At 56.3% G+C, this 23,534-nt stretch carries 19 protein-coding genes; all 19 read right to left on the bottom strand.

All coding sequences use genetic code 11. From position 1 onward, the window contains the following. Positions 1-78: 78 nt before the first annotated feature. A complete protein-coding gene (gene wecB / locus NTX17_09730; GenBank protein ID MCX5801652.1) occupies positions 79-1,173 on the bottom strand; it encodes a UDP-N-acetylglucosamine 2-epimerase (non-hydrolyzing) in 1,095 nt (364 codons plus the stop codon). 10 nt (positions 1,174-1,183) lie between these two features. Next, positions 1,184-2,188 (bottom strand): Gfo/Idh/MocA family oxidoreductase, encoded by a 1,005-nt coding sequence (locus NTX17_09735; GenBank protein ID MCX5801653.1) that lies wholly within the window; start codon positions 2,186-2,188, stop codon positions 1,184-1,186. A 10-nt stretch (positions 2,189-2,198) separates the two neighbouring features. Next, on the bottom strand, positions 2,199-4,055 hold the full coding sequence (gene asnB, locus NTX17_09740; protein ID MCX5801654.1) for an asparagine synthase (glutamine-hydrolyzing): 1,857 nt from the start codon (positions 4,053-4,055) through the stop codon (positions 2,199-2,201). Between the two features lie 4 nt (positions 4,056-4,059). Next, positions 4,060-5,244, bottom strand: a complete 1,185-nt coding sequence (locus tag NTX17_09745; protein ID MCX5801655.1) for a glycosyltransferase — start codon at positions 5,242-5,244, stop codon at positions 4,060-4,062. Beyond that, on the bottom strand, positions 5,241-6,200 hold the full coding sequence (locus NTX17_09750) for a DUF362 domain-containing protein (GenBank protein MCX5801656.1): 960 nt from the start codon (positions 6,198-6,200) through the stop codon (positions 5,241-5,243). Before NTX17_09750 ends, NTX17_09745 begins: the two co-directional genes overlap by 4 nt. Then, complete coding sequence (locus NTX17_09755) at positions 6,190-7,359, bottom strand: glycosyltransferase family 4 protein (protein MCX5801657.1); 1,170 nt, start codon at positions 7,357-7,359, stop codon at positions 6,190-6,192. The genes NTX17_09750 and NTX17_09755 overlap by 11 nt, the downstream gene beginning before the upstream one ends. Next, positions 7,356-9,614, bottom strand: a complete 2,259-nt coding sequence (locus tag NTX17_09760) for a glycosyltransferase (protein MCX5801658.1) — start codon at positions 9,612-9,614, stop codon at positions 7,356-7,358. The genes NTX17_09755 and NTX17_09760 overlap by 4 nt, the downstream gene beginning before the upstream one ends. Positions 9,615-9,629: 15 nt before the next feature. Next, positions 9,630-11,000: an O-antigen ligase family protein gene (locus tag NTX17_09765; protein MCX5801659.1), complete on the bottom strand. Its 1,371-nt coding sequence runs from the start codon at positions 10,998-11,000 to the stop codon at positions 9,630-9,632. Between the two features lie 3 nt (positions 11,001-11,003). After that, on the bottom strand, positions 11,004-12,488 hold the full coding sequence (locus tag NTX17_09770; GenBank protein ID MCX5801660.1) for an oligosaccharide flippase family protein: 1,485 nt from the start codon (positions 12,486-12,488) through the stop codon (positions 11,004-11,006). A 60-nt stretch (positions 12,489-12,548) separates the two neighbouring features. After that, complete coding sequence (locus tag NTX17_09775; GenBank protein ID MCX5801661.1) at positions 12,549-13,472, bottom strand: glycosyltransferase; 924 nt, start codon at positions 13,470-13,472, stop codon at positions 12,549-12,551. 116 nt (positions 13,473-13,588) lie between these two features. Beyond that, entirely contained in the window at positions 13,589-14,824 is a 1,236-nt protein-coding gene (locus NTX17_09780) for a Wzz/FepE/Etk N-terminal domain-containing protein (protein ID MCX5801662.1), read from the bottom strand. 150 nt (positions 14,825-14,974) lie between these two features. Beyond that, on the bottom strand, positions 14,975-16,603 hold the full coding sequence (locus tag NTX17_09785; GenBank protein ID MCX5801663.1) for an SLBB domain-containing protein: 1,629 nt from the start codon (positions 16,601-16,603) through the stop codon (positions 14,975-14,977). A gap of 37 nt (positions 16,604-16,640) precedes the next feature. After that, positions 16,641-17,744: a UDP-N-acetylglucosamine 2-epimerase (non-hydrolyzing) gene (wecB, locus tag NTX17_09790; GenBank protein ID MCX5801664.1), complete on the bottom strand. Its 1,104-nt coding sequence runs from the start codon at positions 17,742-17,744 to the stop codon at positions 16,641-16,643. Positions 17,745-17,763: 19 nt separating this feature from the next. Beyond that, complete coding sequence (gene rfbB, locus NTX17_09795; GenBank protein ID MCX5801665.1) at positions 17,764-18,795, bottom strand: dTDP-glucose 4,6-dehydratase; 1,032 nt, start codon at positions 18,793-18,795, stop codon at positions 17,764-17,766. Beyond that, positions 18,788-19,243 (bottom strand): dTDP-4-dehydrorhamnose 3,5-epimerase family protein, encoded by a 456-nt coding sequence (locus NTX17_09800; GenBank protein MCX5801666.1) that lies wholly within the window; start codon positions 19,241-19,243, stop codon positions 18,788-18,790. Before NTX17_09800 ends, rfbB begins: the two co-directional genes overlap by 8 nt. A 119-nt stretch (positions 19,244-19,362) precedes the next feature. After that, a complete protein-coding gene (locus tag NTX17_09805) occupies positions 19,363-20,682 on the bottom strand; it encodes a UDP-glucose/GDP-mannose dehydrogenase family protein (GenBank protein ID MCX5801667.1) in 1,320 nt (439 codons plus the stop codon). Next, complete coding sequence (locus NTX17_09810; protein ID MCX5801668.1) at positions 20,679-21,671, bottom strand: GDP-mannose 4,6-dehydratase; 993 nt, start codon at positions 21,669-21,671, stop codon at positions 20,679-20,681. The genes NTX17_09805 and NTX17_09810 overlap by 4 nt, the downstream gene beginning before the upstream one ends. Further along, positions 21,668-22,621 (bottom strand): GDP-mannose 4,6-dehydratase, encoded by a 954-nt coding sequence (locus tag NTX17_09815; GenBank protein ID MCX5801669.1) that lies wholly within the window; start codon positions 22,619-22,621, stop codon positions 21,668-21,670. Before NTX17_09815 ends, NTX17_09810 begins: the two co-directional genes overlap by 4 nt. A 99-nt stretch (positions 22,622-22,720) precedes the next feature. Next, positions 22,721-23,491: an orotidine-5'-phosphate decarboxylase gene (pyrF, locus tag NTX17_09820; protein MCX5801670.1), complete on the bottom strand. Its 771-nt coding sequence runs from the start codon at positions 23,489-23,491 to the stop codon at positions 22,721-22,723. Positions 23,492-23,534: the final 43 nt, after the last annotated feature.

The raw sequence follows: 23,534 nt of genomic DNA on the forward strand, positions 1-23,534 counted from the left end.
CAAGCTTAACGACTGCACCAAGATATGACAAGGCCGGCTTCTTGTCAAGAAGCTTTATCCCTTTCTGCAAGAGGGCATTCAGCGGCTCGTGGTCTCGAAGTGACGTCCAAGGATCGAAGCTATCTTGACAGAGGCGTCGCCCTTTCCAAACCGGTCGCTGCGGCGCGAAGCGGGCATAAAACCCCTGAGGGCTTCCAGCGCGTCCCCCACGTCGCTGCCAACGAGCTTGTTCCATCCGTCCTCAACCGTCTCGACCCACTCTGTTTCCTCTCTCAAGGTTATACACCGCACACCAAGCAAATATGCCTCTTTCTGCATACCGCCTGAGTCTGTCAAGACGGCATCGGCGTTCTTCTGAAGGAAGAGCATGTCCAGGTATCCGAGGGGAGAAACGCTCAAGACGTTACGTGATTCTGCCAGCTTCTTCTCCAGATCGGCTCTCCTAAGTGCCTCCCTTGTACGGGGATGGACGGGAAAGACTACCTTCCTGGGGGCAGCCATCAAAATCTCGACTATTCTGGAGAGATTCTCGAAAACGTCGGTGTTGGCTGCACGATGCACCGTCGCAACGATATATTCTCCGGGCTCAAGCCCGAGGTCCTGAAGCACCCTCGATCGCGAGGCCGCCACGTCGATGTGCTCCTTGAGAGCATCGACCATCACGTCTCCGACCAGATGAACACCCTCACTAATACCTTCGTGCGCCAAGTTGCGTACTGCCGTCTCCGTGGGAACAAACAGAATCCTGGAGAGCCTGTCCGCAATCACCCTGTTGACCTCCTCGGGCATCTTCATGTCGAAACTTCTTAGGCCCGCCTCAACGTGTGCCACGGGCAGATTGAGCTTGGAGGCCGTGAGTGCGCCGGCCAGCGTTGAATTCGTGTCACCGTACACGAGGACAAAGTCGGGCTTCTCCGCGAGGAGAATTTCTTCGAGTTTTTCCATCATCTCGCCCGTCTGCCGGGCGTGACCCTTCGAGCTTACTCCGAGCGTGAAGTCGGGCGCAGGGATGCCGAGCTCGTCGAAAAAGACGTCCGACATGTCGACGTCGTAGTGCTGACCGGTATGGACGAGTAGCTCTTCAGACACCTTCCTGAGCTGCCTGCTTACCGGCGAAGCCTTTATGAATTGCGGCCTCGCGCCTACTACGCTGACGATTTTCGGTCTTCTCATGAGCCTGCGTTCACAACTTCACTACCGAACCGGAGAGGTGCATGGACTTCTGCGCCCCTTCGAGCACCCTGACCACCGCCACGCCCTCCTCCGCGTCGCTCATCGGATGTTTCCCTTGCTCCACGCACTCTATGAAATGCTCGCACTCGATCCTCAGGGGCTCCTTCATTGGAACCCGTGGGATGAGGATGTCTCCAACGCGGAGGCTGACGGCCTCGGAGTAAGACTTGAAACCGGGCGTATAGTCCACCCCCTTGTCATATATGCGAATCATCTCCGCGGCCTCCATGTCGTCGAAGACGGCCATCTTCTTGTTTCCCACGACGGTCAGCTTTCGAATCTTGTGCGGGTCCAGCCAACTGACGTGCACGTGGGCCATGCAATTTCCTTCAAAAAATATAGTCAGAAAAACCACGTCTTCTACGCCGGTCTTGAGGTAACTTTGACCCACGGCCGATACGGACACGGGCTTGCGTCCCATCAAGTATATGATTACCGCGATGTCGTGAGGCGCGAAACTCCACAGAGCATTTTCGTCCTGCCTCACCTTGCCAAGGTTGACCCGCGTAGAATAGATGTAAAGGATCTCACCGAGTTCGCCTCTTTCCAGATAGTCCTTGAGGAGTTTCACGGCCGGATGATATCGCAAGAGGTGGCCGACCATGAGAACCCTATTCTTCGCCGTGCTGAGAGCGAGCAACTCCTCGGCCTCGCTGGTGCGCAGGGCAAGCGGTTTTTCCACGAACACGTGCTTCCCTCTCTCGAGGGCCGCTTTCGACAGACCGAAATGAGAGGCAGGTTGGGTGGCGATGACCACGGCGTCAACGTCCGGGGAATTCAAGACGAGGTTGTGATCCGAGACAAACTCTACGCCTGGAAAGGAGCTCTTGAGCTTCCCGATGACCGCGGCATCCTGGTCGCACACGTAGCGCACGCAATTTCTGTCGATACCGTAGAAGTTCCTTATCAGATTCGGTCCCCAGTAACCCGCGCCAATCACTGCCAGTCTGACCATTTTGACCCCCTCAGGAATCCTTGAAACTGTCGATGTCTTGAACTCTCTTCCCCTCAATGAAAAGCGAGTACCACAACTCAACGTTTATCATTTTCCAGATGAGAAAACTGTTGTCACGCTTGCCCCGCACGTGGTCTGACACTATCTCGACCGCCCCTTTTCTGTCCAGAATGCCCCTCTCTTCCACTCCGGGTGAATCGAGAAGATTCAAGATAGCACGGCTTCGACGCGAGAACCACACATCAATTGGAGTCGGAAACCCCTTCTTGTCACGCCTGGAAAGGATGACGTCGGGCACGCTGCCAGTCGCGGCTCGCCTCAACAGGTGTTTTGTGAGTCCATGTCGCATCTTGTACTTGTACGGCACTGACGCCGCCAATTCCACGATTCTGTGATCCAAGATGGGAACCCTCGACTCTATGGAGGCCGCCATGCTGGCCCTGTCCTCAACGTGCAGAAGACTCTGAAGATATTCCTTCAGGTCGACGTAGAGCATCAGATCGAGACTCCCCAGCCCTTCCGGCAGAACGGGAAGAGGCAGCTCCGTCGCGAGCCGCCTCATCTTTGGTGAGAGCACCGAATGGGGAGAAGGCGCGGAGAGCTTTCGCAAGAAGGCGGGTATGTCGGTGGTGCCACGGTTTCTCAGAAACATCAAGAAATCAGGAATGATCGTAGCGGGAGACGACCGGCCGAAGCGCAGCCTTGCAAAGTCCGCAATCCTGTCCGTGAAGTAAGGTCTGTAGTACTTCGTGTATCCCGCGAAGAGCTCGTCGCCGCCCTGACCACCGAGGATCACTTTCACGTGCTTCCCCGCCAGAGCGGAGACCGCGTATTGAGGAAAGACGCCTGCGCCCACGACCGGCTCGTCCAGAAACCAGATCAATAGAGGGAGTCGCTCAAAGAACTCATCCATGGTGGGGACGATCTCGTGATGATCTGTCTTGCACGCCTTCTCGACGACCGCAATGTATTTCCGCTCGTCGTACCGCGGTCCCTCGGCAAACGCGCCCGAGAAAGTCTTGAGCGGTCGGGAAAGAAGCTTGGTCGCAGCGCAGACAACCGTGCTGGAGTCTATCCCGCCGCTGAGGTAAGCACCCAGAGGCACGTCGCTGCGCAACTGAAGCCTCACGGAATCAGAAATGAGCCACGCGAGTTTCTCGACGTAATGGCTCTCGCCTTTGTCCTCTCCCGCGAAGCTCACGTCCCAGTATTTCGACTTCTTGAGCGAGCCGTCCTGATAGACGAGCAGGTGACCGGGCTCCAGCTTTCTCACGTCGACCAGAAAGGTTCTCTCTCCCGTGACGTACGAACGCACCATGTATTCGGCGACCGATCCCATGTCGGCGCGTCGCTTGCAAATCTGGTTTTCCAAGAGTCCCTTGATCTCCGACGCGAAGAGGAACTGTCCCCCTTGCCGGGTGTAGTAGAGGGGCTTTATTCCGACGCGGTCCCTTGCGAGCAGGAGTTTTCTCCGGGGTTTGTCCCATATTGCAAACGCAAACATTCCGTTGAAGTCGTCGACGCATGCTTCGCCGTATTCTTCGTAGCTGTGAAGCACGACTTCGGTGTCGGATCTGGTGCGAAATATGTGTCCCTTTGCGACGAGTTCGCGGCGAAGCTCTATGTAGTTGTAGATTTCTCCGTTCAACACGATCCAAACGGTCTCGTCTTCGTTGGGCATGGGTTCGCAGCCGTGCTCGACGTCAATGATGCTGAGCCGGACGTGGCCGAGGGCCACGAATTCATCCAAGTAAAAACCCTCGGCGTCGGGGCCGCGATGCTTCATCACGCGAGTCATCTTCTCGAGCGTATCGCGCGTCTCCGGGTTGCGACTCTCCGCACCCACTATTCCACAAATGCCGCACATGCTTCTACCGCTCTCCTATCTGTGCCTCTATGGCAGCCATTCTGTTCGTAGCATGTTGCCAGGAGAATCGTCGTTCCACAAACTTGCGCGCGTTCGCGGCAATACGATTCCGAAGAGAAGCATCTCTGAGCACGGAGACGACCTTCTCCGCAAAAGCGTTCGGATCGGACGCCAGGAGTATTTCTTCGCCCGGCTCGGCGCCCAGTCCCTCATTCACGCAAGGTGTCGCCACAACGGGTACCCCGGCTGCCATGGCTTCGAGCACCTTGTTTTGCAAACCGGCGCAATACCTGAGGGGCGCGACGAACACGCTGGAACTGCTCAGGGAAGCATTCAGGTCTTCCACAAAACCAGTCATTACGACCCGACTGTCTCCCTTCAGGGGAAGAAGCGAACGGTGTGCAGACGGACCCACGACCTGGAACTTGCACTCCGGCCACTCTTTCAGGACGAGAGGAAATATCACATCGTAGAAATGCAACACCGCGTCGACGTTGTGGGGGACACCCAGGTGGCCGACGAAACTCACAATGTTGCCGGGCTTGATCTCACAGGGCCTGAACTTTTCAAGATCGACGCCGTTGGGCACGACTCGAACGTTCGCCGGGGGACACAGTTCCCGGAGGGCCTCGGCCTCTCTTTCAGACACCACCCAGCACTCCTTGAAGGACGAGGCGACGGAGGCTTCGAAGCGTCTTACGCGTTGAAGTTCAACAGCATAGATGAGTCTGTTGAGGTCGCGTCTGAAGGTCAGTGACCTCTCGATTTCTCGAGAAATCACGTCCGTGAGATCCACAAGCGCGTACTCGGGCCTTTCGTCACGGACGTACTGCGCCATCCGGAAAAGATGGACGTATATGAGGTCGAACTTCTCCCTTTCCAGAAGCGCGCCGACTGCCCCAGCCATTCTCCCGGACTTGTAGTACGCGACCTGTAGCGGGGTCTTGCCAAGCAGCGCCGCCGCGCACGAAAACCAGGAAGCAAGCGGAGACATCTCGACCAGAAGGAGCGTCTTGCAGAAGGACCTGAGCGAATCGGCGCTCCTCCTTTCACTTTCACTCGAAATGAAGGACGCGAGGTGGATCTCGTGACCCGCCTCGGACAGACTCCTCATCACGTGGAAGGCTCTCAGCCTGTCCCCTCTGTCCGGAGGGAATGGCAAGCGGGAGGCCAGGAAGAGGATTCTCATGAAAGCCCGATTCTCCTTAGAAGAGCCACAACCCCTTTTCCTAGTTGGAAAATTGTGTTGTTGAGCAGAATGTGTTTGGTGAAGAATGGGTATCTCGTCATGTGGTTCATCAGTCTCACGGTGCGTTCGAGTCTCGCGGGTTCTATCTTGAATTGCCCACCGGGGTCGCCGGTCAAGACAATGTCTTCTTTCGAAAGCGTACCGAGCCCCCTCTCTGCCGCCATGACGACGTGCCTCGCCCTCCGAGGCTCGAGACCCACGAGCCGCATGGCAGTAGCGTCGAGCGCGACGGGATCGCGGCTGCCCAGCAAGAGATCGAGCCTCACTTTGCGCCCGTTTACCGGTCCCCTCCCTTCCATCGCCCAGATACCGTCCATGATACACAACGCAGGTTTCAGCAAGCAGTTCAATTCGACGATGAGATCGTCAAGTTTCTTGTGGAGAAGTATCCTGTCGTACCTCGGTATGCAACCCCATTGATTCTTGAGCGCGCCGGTAAAGTAGGTGAGCGCGTGAGTCTTGAGTTTTGGCAAGGTGATGAGGGCGTCGCAATGTACCAGATCGACGGGAAGCTCGAAACCCTCGAGCATGGCTATTCCCGCAGGTTCCGTCGCTGCCCTGGAGAAATTGACCCATCGCACGCGATTCCTGGCCACCACGTCTGAATAGCCCGAGGCTTCAAAACACTCGTCCACCGAGAAGCGTGTTCCGTCGGATTCGCCGACCGTTATCCTGTCCGTTCGTTCCAGCAGGATCTTTATGAGTGCGTCCAGGACGTCCGGAGACGTGTTGGCGTACGAGGCCCTGTCCTTTCCCGGCCAGGAAAGGTTGGGCTTCACGACTACGGATGCTCCTTCGGCTATATGCTTCGTCCACTCGAGTTCTTCAAGGATTGCCCTCGTGCAATCAAGAACCGAGCCGGAGCGTGTAGAGAAAACCGCAACCTTACTTCTCATCCCGTCCCTCCGTGGCGGAAGAATACAGAGAAATTATGCGGCCTACAAGCCGATCCCAATCAAAAAGTCTGACGCGTTTGAGTCCTTCGGAAGCAAGCTCAAACCTGAGCTCCGGATGCGCCACAAGCCTCTGTATCGCGTCGGCAAGACCGCGCTTGTCCCTGGGAGGCACAAGTAGCGCGTTGACTCCGTCTTCGAGCATCCCGCTGACGCCGGGGATTCTTGTTGCGACTATCGGCAGACCTGAAGCCGCGGCTTCGAGAAACACTATGCCCTGCCCCTCCCAAAGAGAAGGAAGAACAAAAAGTTGCGAGTGCCTGAACTCGTCCATCAGGGCGGCCCTCGTGAGCCTTCCCGCAAAGCTTACCCTGTCTGTAACACCGAGCGTCCCGGCAAGTTTCTTCAATCTCCCGAAGTGCGGCCCGTCTCCCACGATCGTTAGCAGCACGCGCCTGTCGTTGATGAGACTGAACGCTTCGAGAAGATAGTCCAGACCCTTCCTCGCCTGCATGAAGGCAACCGTAAGACATCTGACTTGTGTCTCGCTCCGAATCGTCTGAGAGATCTCGAGCGGAAACTCCGAGAGTTCAATCCCGTTAGGCACGACCACGGTCTTCTCACGCAAGCCGGGGCCGTATCTTGAGACCTCCTCCCTCGCAAGTTCGCTCACGGCTATTATGCGAGAGCTTTTCCTGTAGGAAAGAAGATCGAGCAACGCAAGGACAGGATACAGACAAAACTTGCCGAGCACTTCCTTCGGCAAAAGCCTTTTCAAAGGCCGAAGGGCAAGGAGTTCTCCCACGTGTGTGCCGTGTGCGGTCTCGATGAGAGTCGTGGAATCAAGCGTCGTGCGTCCAAGAAAGGCACACGGACCGAAATGCGAGTGTATGACGTCGAACGGGAACTTGCGTCTCACGCGCTCGACACAACCAGGCACCTTCAGGGCGAAGGAAAGAAGCTTGCAGCCGGGAATTCCGGCGATCGTCGTTGTGAAATGCCTTATGTTTCCCTCTATTCTATCCCCTTCTACGGCTCCGGGCGATAGAACGCCGACTTCAATCCCCTTCCGGGCCAGAGCCCTGGAAAGATGGAAGACGTGCGAACCCACACCCCCAAAACTGTAAGGAGGATACTCAAGGGAAACGAGAAGAACTTTCATTTCTGAAAAACAGGCCTCTTCTTTGTAAGAAGACTATTGTAAACCTCGAGCGTCTCCTTCGCCATCTTTTCCGCCGAAAAGTGGGTCTCCAGCCTCTCTCTGCCCGACTTCCCCATGCGAACGGCAAGCTCCGGATCACGAAGAATCCTTGTGATCGCCTCAGCGAGCGCCGCGGGATCCGAAGGAGGAACCACGAGACCCGTCCGGCCGTCCGAGACAACGTGCGAAGAGACCGTCGTTGTCACAATCGGGCGCGAAGCGGACATTGCCTCGAGCAGGGCGTACGGCGTGCCTTCCCACAAGCTGGGCAAGACAAAGAGATCGGATGATGCAACGAGGCTCAAGACGTCGCCTCTGTAACCCGTGAATATGATGTGCGAGGAGAGACCAAGTTCGGAACTCAGATTTTTCAATTCCGCTTCCAGTTCACCCTGACCCACAACCAGCAGGACGGCTTCGGGAAAGGCCCTGACGACTCCCCTCATGGCGCGGATCAGAAACTCGAGTCCCTTCTGACGGGAAAGTCTCGCGGCGGTGCAGAGCAAGGGCGCCCCGGGACTGAGCCCGAACTCGCGGCAGGTTCGCTCTCTCTCGTTGCGTGGGGCCGCCGACAGGGCGACTCCGTTGGCAATGAATCTCACCCTCTCGGGTCCGCGGTTGAACCGTTCGATCAAGACTCGAGCGTCTACCTGTGAGACGGCGATCGTAAAATCGACTGTCAGGGTTCGCAGCCTTTCCCACGCGAGCCGAAACCAGTTCGGCTCGATGGAATCCGAAGCCTGGGAACCGAGAAGATGGTACGTCATGACGACGGCAGGAACGCCGGCAAGCTTCGCAGCGAGGCAGGCAATGCGCTCCGGATGCCCGTGCACGACGTCAAACGAGGCGCGTCTGAAGAGAAACGCCAACCGCATCAGAAGAAAGAAATCCGGCCTCGCCCTTTTCCTCAATACAATGACCGAAAAGCCCTCCGACCGGAGCCTCTCCACAAGCTCTCCTTCGGAAAAAACAAAGACGGTCACCTCTACCTTTCCACGATCGAACGCCCTCGCAAGCTCGAGCACGTGGCGCTCCGTGCCCGCTATTCTGCCTCTCCCCACGGCGAGAGCGACCTTCAACGCTCTTGCCCGGAGCCCGTTTTCTTTCAGGAGCCTGGCGTAGAGAGATTCGATTTGGGCCACCGTGTCGTCGAATCTAAAGAGTTTAGTGACTTTCTCTCTGGCCCTCGCGCCCACTTCCGCGACGATTTCTCTGTTCGAGAGAAGCATAGTTATGATCGAGGCGCTATCTTCTGAATTCTCGCTCTCAAAAAGAAAGCCGTCCACGCGATCGTTGATGAGTTCTTCCACGCCGCCCGTTCTGGAGGCCACGACGGGCACTCCGACAGCCATCGCCTCCAGTACGGAAGTTGGAAATCCCTCCGATCTCGAGGACAAAACCACGACCGAGGATCTGGAGAAGACTTCTCTCAGGGAAGGCACCTCTCCGACAAAGTGCACGGCCTGACTTAGGCCCAGCTCTTCCGCGAGAGAAACGAGTTCATCTCGCATGGGACCTTCTCCTATCAGTAGAAACCTGGTCCCGGGATTCCGACGATAGACGGAGGCCGCCGCTTTCAAGTAGACGTCGGGACCCTTCAGCCGGTAAAGCCGTCCCGCAAACGTAACCACCGGGCCCTTCTCGAAGAAATCGTCGGGCAAAACAGATTCACTTTGGACGTCGTGAACGCTTTCCTCCTCGGCGAGTCCGGCGTATATCACAGAAATGTCCTCGGGCGCCTGACCCGTGAGTCTCTCCCTGTGAACCCTGCATGCCTGGCAGTTGGCCACGACGTGTCTCACTCGCAACCGAGCCATCCTCAGCAAGAATCTGGAGAGACTCCCGTTCGGCACGATTACGTCATACTGGCTTCCAACCACGATAGGCTTCCACACGACAAAACCCGCAAGCGCACCCAGAATCTCGGCTCTGTGAAAGAAAGTCTGAACAAGCTCTACGTGCTCTTCTCTGAGAAGCTTGACAAGCCCGGCCACGACTCTGACCGTCGAAACCAACGACCCAAGCCTCCAGCCCAACACCACCACACGGAATCCCCGCGCTTCTATCCGAGGCGCCAGCTTTCCTTTTTCCACTAGACAACAGACGATCGGTCTGAATCTTGACTGATCCAGACGAGCGAGAAGGTTCGACAGAAAGACTTCTGAACCGCCCAGGTTGAGAGATTCTATTAGAAAAAGCACACTAGTACGTCTCATAGTCAAGCCTTTGCCTCAACGCCGGCCAGCGGAGGTAATGCCTGGCGTCGTGGAAGTCTCTCCTCTGGCGACCCGAAGGAAGAACACCGAAGCCGCAGGCATGAACCAGAAGCTTTGATTGAGCTGGATACTCGTGAGAAGTCCGCAGAGCAGAAATGCCACGTAGGCAAGAACATAGCCGCGAGCCAGAAAACGAAGAGGAGAGCCTTCCGAGGCCGCCTTCTCTGCCAGCCTCATGTTGCGAAACGAACTCCATATTAGAAACAACATCGCACCCAGTCCAAGAATTCCGCTTTCGGCAAGCACGTGCAAGTACATGTTGTGGGCGACGAGAGAAAATATGATGTCGCCGTACTGCGTCGACTTGCCCAAATAGGCGCCAAAACCCACGCCGGTAATGGGATTTTCGGTGAACATCCTGAGACCTGCCGTCATGGCTCCGGTGCGCAAGAGGGCGGAGGAATCTCCCGTCAAGAGGCCCGTCGCTGCGAATCTGACCCAGAATCCGCGGGGGATGAGAAGTGGAAGTGCCAGGACAAAGACGGCAACAAGCAGTCTTCCCCACTTCCTTCGCCTTTCGAGAACGGCAATGATGAGCAACACCACGACCATTACGATGAGGCCCGTGCGCGCCAGAGTCACAAGGTTTGCTCCTATGAGAGTCAACGTAATCGCCGCAAAAAAGAGGCGTGCCAGCTTCTCTTTCACTGCTCCCAGCACGTAAATGGAAATCGGTAAGGCAGTGACCATGACGATGGCAAGTTCGTTCGGGTTGCTGGCCAACCCGGCGGCCCTGAAGACGGCGCGCAGTGTGACCGGCATCTCTTGCTGCGAGAAGGTCCACAGTCCTGCAAAACCGCTCAAGCCGGCCCCGAAGAGAACAAACACGCTCAACAGAATCACGTGTCTCTGCGTGCGCACGATGTTTGAGACCAACACATAGAATATGAGCCACTTCACACTGAGAAGAAGCGGCGGACCTCCGGCTTCAGGCGTAGGCGAAAAGAGCATGGAAACGAGGAGTGTCGACACGTAAATGATGAGAGCCACGTCGACCCGGCTACGGGAAATAGACGCGTCTGAACTCAAGAGGACTCTCATCACCCACGCGATGAGAGTGAGAACAAGCAAACCCGAGAAAACTCCCGGTAAAAACGCTGCCGACACATTCCCGTATGCCAAGAACGCCAACACGCACAGCGCAGAAAACGGGTACAGCACGAACAGGATCACGGATATGATACCAGCCAGGGCCAGCGCGGCTATGAGGATCAACCTTACCCTGACACTTGCAAGCAGCACCGCCGTGGTGAGGAGCACCAACAGGGTCAGCTTTCTTTCTGAGGCGGTTCGCCTCAGCACGTCGCTCCGCACAGTACTTGTCACGCTCTATCGCTCCCGCCCTCGCAATCCGGCCAGCTTCTCCCTGGCAATTGCCAGGCCACTCCTGGCTTCTTGCGGGCTTACGGAAAACCGCCCCCAGAGCGTCACGAGCCCAAACCCTGCCAGAGAAAGAGGCACATTTCCGGAAGGTATGATTCCACAAGCGACTATCAACAAGAAGGACCTCGACAGAAGTCTTCTGAGCGGACCGCCAAAAGAAAAACCTATGCTTCTGCGAGAGTAGCTGTAGTTCAATACGCAGTGTAACAGATACGCGAGGCAGTGTGCAATCGGGGCCGCGAGTAAGGCGAGCGGACCAAGATGAGCCATCCTTCCAAGCAGAAAGAGAAAACTTCCAATCAGAACAACGTTCATCGCAAGGTCAAGTACCACCCAAATCCTCAGTCGGCCCTGTGGCAACAACCAGATGCCCATCATCCACGCCGTTGCCCTGAGGAAATCCGCAATGAACTGGACCGGCAGGAGTGTCTGGGCCTCCAGGAATTCGCGCGTGAAGAGAATAGGTATCAACCAATGTCTGACAAGCAACAGCACCGAAGCGCAACCGGTGACGAGAAGAATGGAAAGCCTGATGGCGCCTCTCAGCTCCTCGACGGTTGAACCCTTTTCTTTCAGCTCGCTCAGCCTGGGGAAGGTGTAAGTCGAAATGGAACTCAGAATCAGCATCAGGTACTGAAATGAAATACCCACGGCGACTTGATAAAGTCCGTTGGCAGTAGGACCGAGTCTGTGTAGGATCACACTCCTCACGACGAGGAGATTGATCGAATAGACGGCGCCGACGGCGAGACTGCTCACGCCATACGTGAGAAGCCCTCTCGCCAGCTTGCGGTCGAACTTCGCGTGCGCCTCTTGGAAGAACGGTGCTGAGAGCCGCCCGGAGATGACGTGAACAACCGCGTAACTCAAGACCCCGGCCGCAACGAGATGTATCACTGCTCCGTTGAATCTCAGGAAATACACGAGCGGAAACAGAACAAGGAGTCCAAGAGCAGAGGCCAGCGCGTTGGCCAGAGCGTAGGGCCTCATCTGTTTTAGACCTTGCATGATGGCGAGGTGAAAACTCACCTGGACCAGAAGCGGAACGGCAAGAACCGATACTGCTACGGCCCACCCCAATTCGGGCTTGCCGAAAAGCAGGACAGCTATCCTGGCGCTGAAACCCCACGCGATGAGAACTGCGACGGCGCCCGCTGCCCAGGACATGATGATCCCACTTCGCCTGAGTCTCCCGAGGTCGCCATAGGCAGCGACGGAAGAGAACTCGGCCACGTACTTGGCCACGCCGACTCCTATTCCCAGAGAGGCGAGCGCGCTCAACACGTTCAGGAAATTGCCTATCTGCGCAAGAAGGCCGACGCCCACTGTGCCCACAAGAACCGCCAGGAGCTTATTCCTTATGACTGCGGTCAGCACTCCAAAGAGAGAAGAAGTCCCGACGAGGGCTGTTGAAGTGACAAGCTTTTTCATTTCACAAGAGGTTGAGATCCTTGGTCAAATGACTACGGTTCGCGCCGCGAGGGCCGAGACCTACCACACCGCTTTCTTGAACGACCTCAGGGTTAGAACGAACCGCCTTCCGAAGAGAGCAAGTAGAAAAAACGGGATTATGTCCAGCCTCAGCGGGAAGCTTGCCAGCGCTCTGGAAAAAAGACGCCTCGCCTCCAGGGTCTGCCCGGAGAAAAGGTGGTTTCGCGCCAGCATCGACAGCATCTTGGCCCGACCTCTTCTAGCATTGAGTCTGTGTTTGCCGAATTCTTCGGGGAATCTCTTTTCAATGTCGTCCAGGACCCTGACCGCGTCGGCAAAAAGCAACATCTTGTCTGTTGTTATTGCCCGGGAATGAACACGAATCTGACAGAGGGGAGCATTTATGAGGCCGACTTTCCCCCTCGCGGACAACTTGAGCCAGAGGTGCCAGTCTTCCGACATCGTGAGCCACTGTTCGAATCCTCCCACGTCGAGAACTACATCTCTTCTGACAAGAACGGTCGGGCAAGGAATGAAGTTGCCCAGAAGGAGGTGATTGAACACCCATCCCGATCGCAGATGTTCTCTCTGGCTCTGCAGGCCCAGGCGATCGCCATTCTCGCCGAGAAACGCGGCGTCGCAGTAGCTCATCACAAACGAGGGATCTCGCTCCAGCAGATTGATCTGATTTTCCAGTTTCGCGGGCGCCCATCCGTCATCGGAATCCAGGAAGGCGACGTACTTGCCCGTCGCGACTGCAATGGCTGCGTTCCTTGCCACGGAGGGTTTGCCGCTGCGCGGCAGGCTGAGGACTTTCACTCTGTCCCCGTATCGTTCCAGACGGGTGAGGGTATCGTCCGTGGAGCCGTCGTCTGCCACTATGATTTCGTAATCCTTGTACGTCTGAGACGTCACGCTTGCCAGAGCCTCCTCGAGCAGCGGACCTCTGTTGTAGGTCGGTATGATGACGCTTACTCCGGTCATTGTGCTCCGGCTTCTCCTGCATGGAACTACGTGTGGTGTGCGGAGGAAAGAACGTGCGAAACAGCACTCAGTGATCTGAGAAGAGTGTCAAGGCTCCGGTGTTTTCCCTGCCAGTCCTAACGTCTTCTGCTAACCAGAGTCCTCGCTCTCTGCCACAGAGAAACCGCATCATCAAGCACCTGAGATTTGCTCTTGGTCAACGTCTCCCAATCGCCGGGCCTTGTCTCCTTGAGTGTCTGAAGGTACTCGAAGCCGGCTGCGTAAAGCATACTGAATACCGCGCCCAGACAACCTGCGATGGCGAGTATGATGAGACGCTTGGGCCTGCTCTTTTTCTCGGGCACCTTGGCCACGTCGAGTATCTGAATTGTAGGGGTGTCCTTTGCCTCTTGGATCTTCGCTTGCTCGTGCTGCTCGGTCAGCAGGCCGAAGAGGGTCTCCTGAATCTTGACGTCTCTCAGCAGCCTCCCGTATTCGAGCGCAAGCCTTGGCATTTGTGCGAACGGAAGCGCGAGCGTTCCGTAGTCGCGAGAGCCCGGAGTGCCCGTGTTTATGCTGCCTATCTTCCTCTTTACTTCCGAGATTTCCATCTGCTTCCGAGCGATTTCCGGATGGTCCGGCGTGAAAGTCCTTCGGAGAAGCCCCAGCTCGATCTCGGCCATGGCGAGCTTTCCCTCAAGCACTGCCACGTTCTGAATCTGGGCCTTCATCTGCTCGTCGAGAGAGATCGCCTTGTTCCGTTCCTGAAAACCACGGAGAGTGTCTTCGGCCTGCTCCAAGGTACGAGTCGCGTCGCTCAAGCGCTCTTCCATGAAAATCCTGGTGTTCCGCGCCCTGGAGCTACTCACCTTCTGATTAATCCGATTCAATTCCTCGACGAAGCTGTTTGCAACATCGGCGGCGCGTCTCTTGTCGGTGTCCTCAAACCTGAGGGTGACTATACCCTCAGGTCCCACCTTGACTCTCGTGTGAGACAAGCATGCTGTCACGGCTTCGTCCATCGTCTTGGACTTGTATCTCCTCACGAGGTCACGTTTTTCCACAACGGCCTCCACGACGGTCCTACTCTTCAGTATCGAAGCATAGACGTGAGACGGAGTCGCAAACGCCGGCAGAACCATCTCCTGGCCACCCGCGAGGCCTACACTTTGAAGAATGGAAGAAGTCAGGCCCGCGAACGAGGATTCTCTCTGGGCGGGAAGTATCGACGTGGTGGCGGTGTACCAGTTAGGAAGAAGAAGCAGTATGACGGCGGTAGCGACGCACACTATTACCGTCGTCCCCACTATGAACTTGGCCCACTTCGATGCCACGAACACCAGGCGATAAAGACTCACTGTTCCCGTTTCCAAGACCCTTCTCCCTGAGGATTCTCCGGTTGCAGCACAAGTCCGCGAATGCTATCACGAGGTTCCCAGGGTGTCAACAAACTGCGACTTCCCAATTTCCTCCGGCGGTCGGCCCCCGAGCACCTTCGTGTGAAAGAAGCGCGCCGGGTGTTACTACCTGGTGGCCTGATCTATGACGATATATATCGTGGCCAACTCGGCCAGAAGTGAGATCGTGTCCTTGACGATCGTCCACCGCGCCCCTTCCGCTCTCACAGGAACGTTTATCGAGTCGTTGGAAAGCACGATGCCGGCTTCGCGAGACGAGAGTGATTGCCCCGTGGAGAGTCTTGTCACGAGCGTTTTGCCACCGTCTGCCCTGCGTGTGAAACCACCTGCTTCGTGTATGTAGAATCCCGCGCGCTTGTCTTGCACGTAACACACGTAGCCGGGTCTCCGCACTTCGCCGGTAACGTACACATAGCCCACTTTCTTGGGGATCTCAATAACGTCCCCCGATTCCAAAACGACGTCTCTTTCGGCCCTCTTCTCGACAAAGAGCTTGACCATGTCGCACTGAACCACTCCCTGCGTCCCGCTCGCGAGAGACCGAGGACGAATCACTCTCCCCCCGCTCAAGTCTGCCTCCGCGGTCAGACCACCTGCCCTCAACACCACTTCCGAGAGTTTGTCCTCTCTGGGGTTGATGGCGTACCAGCCGGGGAACTGTACCTCGCCTCTCACTAGCACCTGTTCTCTTTCCAAATAGTGAGCGGGAGAACGAACGTAGATTCTGTCGCCGTCTCTGATTTCAAAATCAGTCGTGCCGAGTATCACGGATTGAACATCGAAAAAGTTGGACTCCGCCTTGTCGTCCGAAACGAAACGCCGCAGTTCTCCCTTATCAAGATCTGCGCCTGGTGTCACGCCGCCAACCAGTTTAAGTATCTGAGAGAGTCTTTCGCCTTGAACCAGCTCGTACGTTCCTGGAAACATGACCGCGCCGCCCACGGAAAAGAAGCGCTCACTCTTGGGAACGTAGATGATGTCCCCGTCCCTGACGCACGGATTGCGTGAAAGGTCGCCGGTCACGAAGAAGAGAACCAGGTCTACTCTTTCAGTCTCTCCATTCCGTCGCCTCAGCTCGATGTTTCTCAAGGAAGAAATCTCCCGCGGTCTTGGTACAGTCAAATCGCTCGGGGCGACGTCCCGGAAGGTGGAAGTCTGTTCGAATCCGGGGTCCACGGTGTCCCCCGCGGCGATGCTGATTATTTCGGAGACGCGCGTCACTTGAGAAGCGACGTAGGAGCCCGGAGACTCGATCTCCCCGGAGACGTGCACCTTGAATTTTCTCAACACCGCAAGTCTGATCTCGACGTTGCCCTGGGGAATTGCCGATAGGACCATAGATCTTATGAGGTTCCTCGCTTCTTCGAGGGATTTGTTGCCCACCAGAAGACTGCCGGAGTCAGGAACAAAAATCTTCCCCTCCGTGTCTACCTCAAGCCGCAACTGCAGACTCGCCTTCCCCCAGACGTTTACGACGAAGACGTCGCCAGGCCCCACCATGTACTGACTCGCATCTATCGGGCCGTCCTGGAGGAGCATTCCCTCTTCGATGACTGCCTTCGGTCCGATTGTTCTCGGAGAAATGAGTTGATTCCTCACCTCCGGCGTGTCGATCTGAAAAACGTCGGGCGCGCGCGATTGAGCTTCTCCGAGACTGACGGCGAGAAAGAGAAAGGCCGTTAAGACAGAAAAAACGATCGGCAAGGCTACCAGCAGACTCAATCGCATTTTCATTCCGTTCTCTCCTGACAACTTGATTGCAGTTCGTTCGTCAAGTGTTCTTCTTCAGCCAGTCCTCGATCACCGAAGCGATGCGCGACGACGCGTTGCCGTCCCAAAGCGGAGGCACGCGGCCCTCCTTGCCCCGGCCGTCAATCGTCTCGAAGGCTTCGTGAATGATTCTGTCCGGGTCGGTTCCGACTATGGTGTTGGTCCCGGAAGTGACCGTCACGGGCCTCTCCGTGTTCTCCCTGAGCGTGAGGCATGGCACTCCCAGCACCGTGCTCTCTTCTTGAATGCCTCCCGAATCCGTGAGTATGAGCCTCGAGGAGAGAAGGAGTCTCAAAAAATCGATGTAGCCGAGCGGCTCCAGGAGTATCAGTGATTTCGAAGACTCTATCGTCTTCCGTGCCGATCCGGACGTGAGATTCTTCCTTGTGCGAGGATGCACCGGGAAGACCACCGGCAGACGACGCTGAATTTTTTCGACGGCCGAGAGAATGCCAGACAGCGTCTCCGCATCATCAACGTTACTGGGACGGTGAAGCGTCAAAACGGCGTAGTCCTTCTCCTTGAGCGAGAGCTTCTCCAGAACGCGAGACTTCCATGCTATTTCTTTGTGTCGTTCCAGGCAGTCTATCATGACGTTGCCGACAAAATGGATCCTGTCCGGCTTGACGCCTTCACGCTTAAGATTGATGTTCGCGTCCTCGCACGTTGTAAAAAGGATCGTGGACAGAGAATCCGTTACGATCCGATTGATCTCCTCGGGCATGGACCTGTCGAAGCTCCTGAGGCCTGCTTCCACGTGTGCAACGGGAACGTGCAACTTCGCCGACGTAATCGAACAAGCCAGAGTAGAATTCACGTCTCCCACGACGGCGACAAGGCGAGGCCTCTCGCTCAGCAAGACTTCTTCGAATTCTATCATTACCCGTGCCGTCTGCTTGGCGTGCGAGCCGGAGCCCACTCCGAGACACCTGTCGGGCGCAGGAATCCCGAGTTCCTCAAAGAACACATCTGAGAGTTCTCTGTCGTAATGCTGACCCGTGTGAACCAAAATGGGCTCGATCAGGGGACTCTTCTTGACCTCCTCCAGGATGGGAGCAATCTTCATGAAGTTCGGTCTCGCGCCGCCGACAAAGATTACTTTCATGCCTCAAGAATCCCGCGTCTCAAGCGCCGTACATTTTCCCATAGTAGTTCCTGTAAGCCTCGCTGGACTTGATCTTTTCCCACCACCACTTGTTTTCGCCGTACCATCGGACCGTATCTGCGAGGCCCTTGTCAAGCTCGACCTTCGGTTTCCATCCCACAAGTTGTCTTATGCGGCTGGTATCGAGAGCGTAACGTTTATCGTGCGCCGGCCTGTCCGTGACATGCTCTAGGAGGTCCTTAGGTTTGCCCAGCAGGTTCAAGATTCTCTCGGCAACTTCCAGAACGGAGAGTTCGTTCCCGGCGCCGACGTTGAAGACCAGGCCTTCCACACCCTCAGTCCCTATGAGCGTTTCCAGTGCGGAGCAATGGTCTTCGACGTGAATCCAGTCTCTGGTGTTCCTGCCCGTGCCGTAGACCGGCAGTTTCCTGTTCTCCATCGCGTTCGTGATGAAGAGAGGAAATAGTTTCTCGGGATACTGGTGTGAGCCGTAGTTGTTGCTGCAGCGAGTGATGATCACCGGAAGGTTGAAACTGACGTAGTACGAAAAGGCAAGCCTGTCGCCGCCCGCCTTGCTTGCCGCATAAGGATTCGTGGGCATGAGAGGCGTGTGTTCGCCCGCCGGCTCACCGAGAATTTCTCCATAGACTTCGTCTGTCGAAATTTGTACGAAGCGCTTGAGACCGAGCTTCTTTGCCGCCTCGAGCAGCACGTACGTGCCGTAGACGTCCGTGAGCACGAAGCTCGATGGATCTCCCAGGGATCTGTCCACGTGCGTCTCGGCCGCGAAATTGACACAGATGTCACAGCCCTTCATGGCCTCTTCCACTTTCTTGGGATCGCATATGTCGCCTTGAATGAAGCTGTACCTGGGCTCTCCCTCGAGCTCCTTCAGATTATCGAGGTTGCCGGCGTAGGTCAACTTGTCGAGCACCACGACGCCGGCGTCGGGATAGTCACTGACGATTCTCTTCGCGAAATGACTCCCGATGAATCCGGCGCCTCCGGTCACCAAGTATTTGGCCCTCTTGGCCCAGCCTGTCTCAACCATCTTTCCTCTCCCAGTTGTACGGGATCTCTCCGCCGTGCGGGTCTATTCTGTGCTCGTCAGGATTCTTGCGGTCGTACGGAAGGGTCGGGCAGTTTATCAGATATCCCGGTTCGGTCCCGATTGCTTTCATTCCGTGAACCACGTAAGGAGGGATGACAACCAGCGTGGGACTCTGTTCACCCATGAACAATTCGTTGATCTGCCCGTAGGTCTGGGAATCCTTTCTCTGGTCGTAAAGCACTACCTTCATCATTCCTTTTACTATTGTGAAGTAGTCCGTCTGAAGTTTGTGGTAGTGCCAGCCCTTCACGACTCCGGAATAGGCGACAGAAAGATAGACTTGGCCGAACTGTTGGAAGATTTCGTCATCGCTTCTGAGCATCTCCATGACAAAACCTCTCTCGTCCGGGATCATTCTTAGCTGCTTGATCTTCACGCCTTCGATCATCTTGCACCTCTCTGGGATCAGTGGATCCTCTCTATTCTAACACCAGCATCTGAGCGCTCATGCCCGAGTACTCACTCGCGCTCAAGTACGCGTGCGCGTACACCTTCACATGAACACCTCTATCTAGGGCCGGATGTAGCTCTTCCGACGCAGTAGTACTTGAAGCCCAGCTTGTTCAGCTCTGCGGCATCGTAGATGTTTCTGCAATCGACCAGGACCGGCTTCTTCAAGAGCCCCTTGATCTTCACCAGGTCGAGTCTTCTGAACTCGTTCCACTCCGTGAAGATGACCAGGGCACTACTTCCCTCGCACACGTCGTAGGCGTTGGAGCAGTACTGAACCGCGGGAAGGACGGTCCTGGCAGCGACCATGGCAGCCGGGTCAAACGCCTTCACCCGCACTCCCTTGGAGAGCATTCGTCTCGTTATGTAAATCGCGGGAGACTCTCTGATGTCGTCCGTTTCCGGCTTGAAGGAGAGTCCCAGCACACCGATTGTCTTGCCCCCGAGCGTTCCCACTGCTCGCTCGATCTTCCTGAACACGAAGTCTCTCTGCGTACGGTTTATCTCGAGCACGGCCTTGGGTATGCGAAGCTCGCACCCGGCCTTTTCCGCGAAGTGCACGAGCGCGGCAGTGTCCTTGGGAAGACAAGAACCACCGATGCCCGGACCGGCGTGCAGAAACTTAGGCCCGATTCTCCTGTCCAACCCCATCCCCTTGGCAACCACCTGGACGTCGGCTCCGAACACTTCGCACAGCCTTGCCATTTCGTTCATGAAAGAGACCTTCGCGGCAAGGAAAACGTTGGACGCGTACTTGATCAGCTCGGCGGTTTCGACAGTCGTTTTTACCATGGGAGTTTCTATCAGGTAGAGCGGTGCGTATATCTGAGAGAGAAGGCTCTCCGCCTTCTTCGTCCAGGTCCCGATGACCACTCTGTCCGGCCTCATGAAATTCTCAACGGCGGAACCCTCGCGAAGAAACTCCGGGTTGGACGCCACGTCAAAAGGCACTTTCCCTTTCCTGTGTCTTGTGACAATCCCCCTGACCATGGCTCCCGTTCCCACTGGCACCGTACTCTTCTGGACGATCAGCTTGTAGCTTCTCATGTGCCTGGCGATGTCTCTTGCGACCGCCCTTACGCCAGAAAGATCGGCGTCACCGTTCTTCGTCGCGGGCGTCCCCACGGCGATGAAGAGCACTTCTGATTCCGCCACGGCCTCTTCGATGGAACACGTGAACCTCAGTCTTTCTTCGGCGCAATTTCTCCTCACGATGTCGAGAAGACCGGGCTCGTAGAACGGCATCTTGAGACGCTTGAGCGCTTCGATTCTGCCGGCGTCGGAGTCAGGACAGATCACTTCGTTCCCGAAGTCGGCAAGGCACGCGGCGGTAACAAGCCCGACGTAGCCTGCGCCGATGACAGCGATTCTTCTCACCTTGTCTCCTTTCTCTGCGAGCCGGACTTCGAAGACTCTTCCACTTTCTTCCGCCAGAAGTCCAGGAGCTCCGAGAGGGTTTCTTCTATTCTGTAGCGCGGCTCCCACCCCGTGTGAGCGACGAGTTTGGAATTGTCTCCAGCGAGGTAGGGAATGTCCGCGGGTCGCACCCTCGACTCGACCTGCTTCACGATTATCTCCACTCGCGAAAAAGAGAGGAGAAGGCGAAGCAGTGTTTCCATGCTCGTCGCCTTGCCCGAGCACACGTTGTACGCTTGACCCGGCTTTCCCTTTTCGAGAATCAACCTGTACGCCCTCACCACGTCTCTCACGTCCGAAAAATCTCGCACCACGCCCAGATTTCCCACTTCAATCACCGGCTCGCGAAGGCCGGCCTCGGCTTGAGCTATCTGAGAGGCGAAACTCGGCAGGGCAAAGGTCGTGGTCTGGCCGGGGCCGGTGTGGTTGAAAGAACGGGTTCTCAAAGCTGTGATGCCGTGGCTTCGCCCGTACTGTATGGCAATGAGGTCCTGCGTGGCCTTGCTGAGAGCGTACGGCGAAACAGGGAGAAGCGAGCCCTCCTCGGTAAGCAAGCCGGCGCCGGCTTGAGGTCCGTAGATCTCAGCGGAGCCCACTACCAGAACGGCGCAGGCGGGGCAGCTCGAGCGAACGGCCTCAAAAAGATTGAGAGTCCCAAGCGCGTTTGCGAGGAAGGTTTCACGAGGTTGGGAAAGAGCTTTCGAGGACGAACTCTGGGCCGCGAGGTGTACGACGGCTTGAGGTTTCAGGGTCGCCAGGAGAGAAAGCACGGCTTCGGCGTTCGCAACATCGCATGCCCTCACCCTTCCGGGATCCAGGGGAGGTCCCACGTGTTCGCAGGCCGAGTCAAGGTCGGAGGCCCACACCTCATACCCGGATTGCAGAAGCTCTCCGTAGAGGTGCCTCCCGACGAAGCCCAGGCCGCCTGTCACAAGAATTCTTGTCTTCACTGCTTACCGCGCCAGAACTCCAGCAAGTCCTTGAGGGTTTGTTCAAACGGAATGAGTGGCTTCCAGCCGGTCTCTTTGAATAGCTTGGAACTATCTCCGATCAGCACCGGCACGTCGGAGGGCCTCATTCTCTTCTCTTCCCTCACTATTCTGAGCTTGATGCCGCTTAGCCTCATGAACATGTCGAGCACTTCGGATATGGTTCTGCCAACTCCCGAACAGATGTTGTAGACTTCTCCGGGCTTGCCCTTTTCGAGAGAAAGCCAATAACCTCGAACGACGTCCCTGACGTCCGTGAAGTCACGCACGGCGTCGGTATTGCCAACGTAGATGACGGGTTCTCTCTTGCCTTTCTCAACCTCGACGATCTGTTTCGCGAAGTCCGAGCACACAAACACGTGCGCTCTTCTCGGCCCAGTGTGGTTGAAACCGCGGGTCCTGACCACGTCCATCCCGAAACTCATGAAGTATTGGTACGCAAGTAGGTCCTGGGCCACCTTGCTTACGGCATAAGGGCTCAGCGGTCTCAGAGGATTGGTTTCCTTGATAGGAAGCTCTTCCTGATAGACCATTCCGTATTCCTCGCTCGACCCGGCAATCTGGATTCTGGGCTTCAGCCCTGTCTTCTTGACCGCCTCGAATATGTTCAATTCACCGATGATATTGGTCGTGAGCGACTCGGTCGGCGCTCTCCAAGAGGTGGGCACGAAGCTCTGGGCGGCGAGATGAAAAATCCAATCGGGTTTCACCTGCTCGATGACGTCTCTGACGGAGGAGGCGTCTCTGACGTCACATTCGAACATGCAGAACTTATCCTGACAGTGTTCGATGTTCTCAGTCCGACTTCTCCATCTCTGAATGCCGTAGATCTCGACGCCCTTCTTTGTCAGACAGTAATCAACCAGATGGCTTCCGGCGAATCCAGTAATTCCCGTAATGAGGATTCTCATCAAAACCTCCGCTGAGTGACTCAACTTCCACGATTGATACAAACACCGTCTATGAGTTGGATGCAGCGAGTCTCATGATCTATTGTGCCAGAGAGGATGCTAATCAATCGAGTCGAAAGCTGCAATCTCGTTTAGAAATCTCTTCGCCTCCTCCAGAGGATTCGAGGCTCTCGTAATCGGTCTTCCCACGACCAGATAATCTGACCCGGCGAGCAGTGCGTCCCTCACGGTGCCCGCTCTCTTGTGATCGTCCTGCGGCCCGCGAAGTCTGATACCGGGGGTGATGATCACACATTCACCACCCAAAGCTCTTCGCACGTCCGCGGCCTCCCTGACGGAGGTGATGATGCCGCCGATGCCGCATTCCTTCGCAAGCCTTGAGAGCCGGAGCACCTGTTCGAGAACCGAGCCGGCCGTGTCTCCTGCCTGTTCGCTCCCCAGGCTGGTCAGCACCGTCACACCCGCAAGTAAAGGCCTCTCACTCGTCCGACTTGAACCCTCCTCAATTCCTTCCGCTGCTGACTCGAGGCACTCCCTACCGGCGCTCAAGTGAAGGCTAATAATAGCAGCACCAAGACGTGTTGCGCAACTCACCGCTCTCTTCACCGTGTTGGGAATATCGTGAAGCTTCAAATCCAGAAAAACCCTCCCTCCCCTCTCTCGAACTCCGCTGACGACGGAAGGACCCGAAGCCACGAAGAGCTCGAGACCGACCTTGAAGAACTTGACATCCGGGAGGAGGAGATCGACAAGCGAGAGAGCTTCTCCGTCCGTCGGAACATCCAGAGCTACTATGAGTCTTTCACTCGGGTGGCGGAGTCCCCCGCTCGGGCGATGGGCCCTCCCGTCTGGGTAGGATTTTCTTGTCATTCTGCCAATTCCCTTGCGGTCGCGAAGAGTCACTCTCCGAGGC

It is taken from the genome of Candidatus Eisenbacteria bacterium (assembly GCA_026388185.1).
Taxonomy (GTDB): Bacteria; Eisenbacteria; RBG-16-71-46; order JAFGJU01; family JAFGJU01; genus JAPLKG01.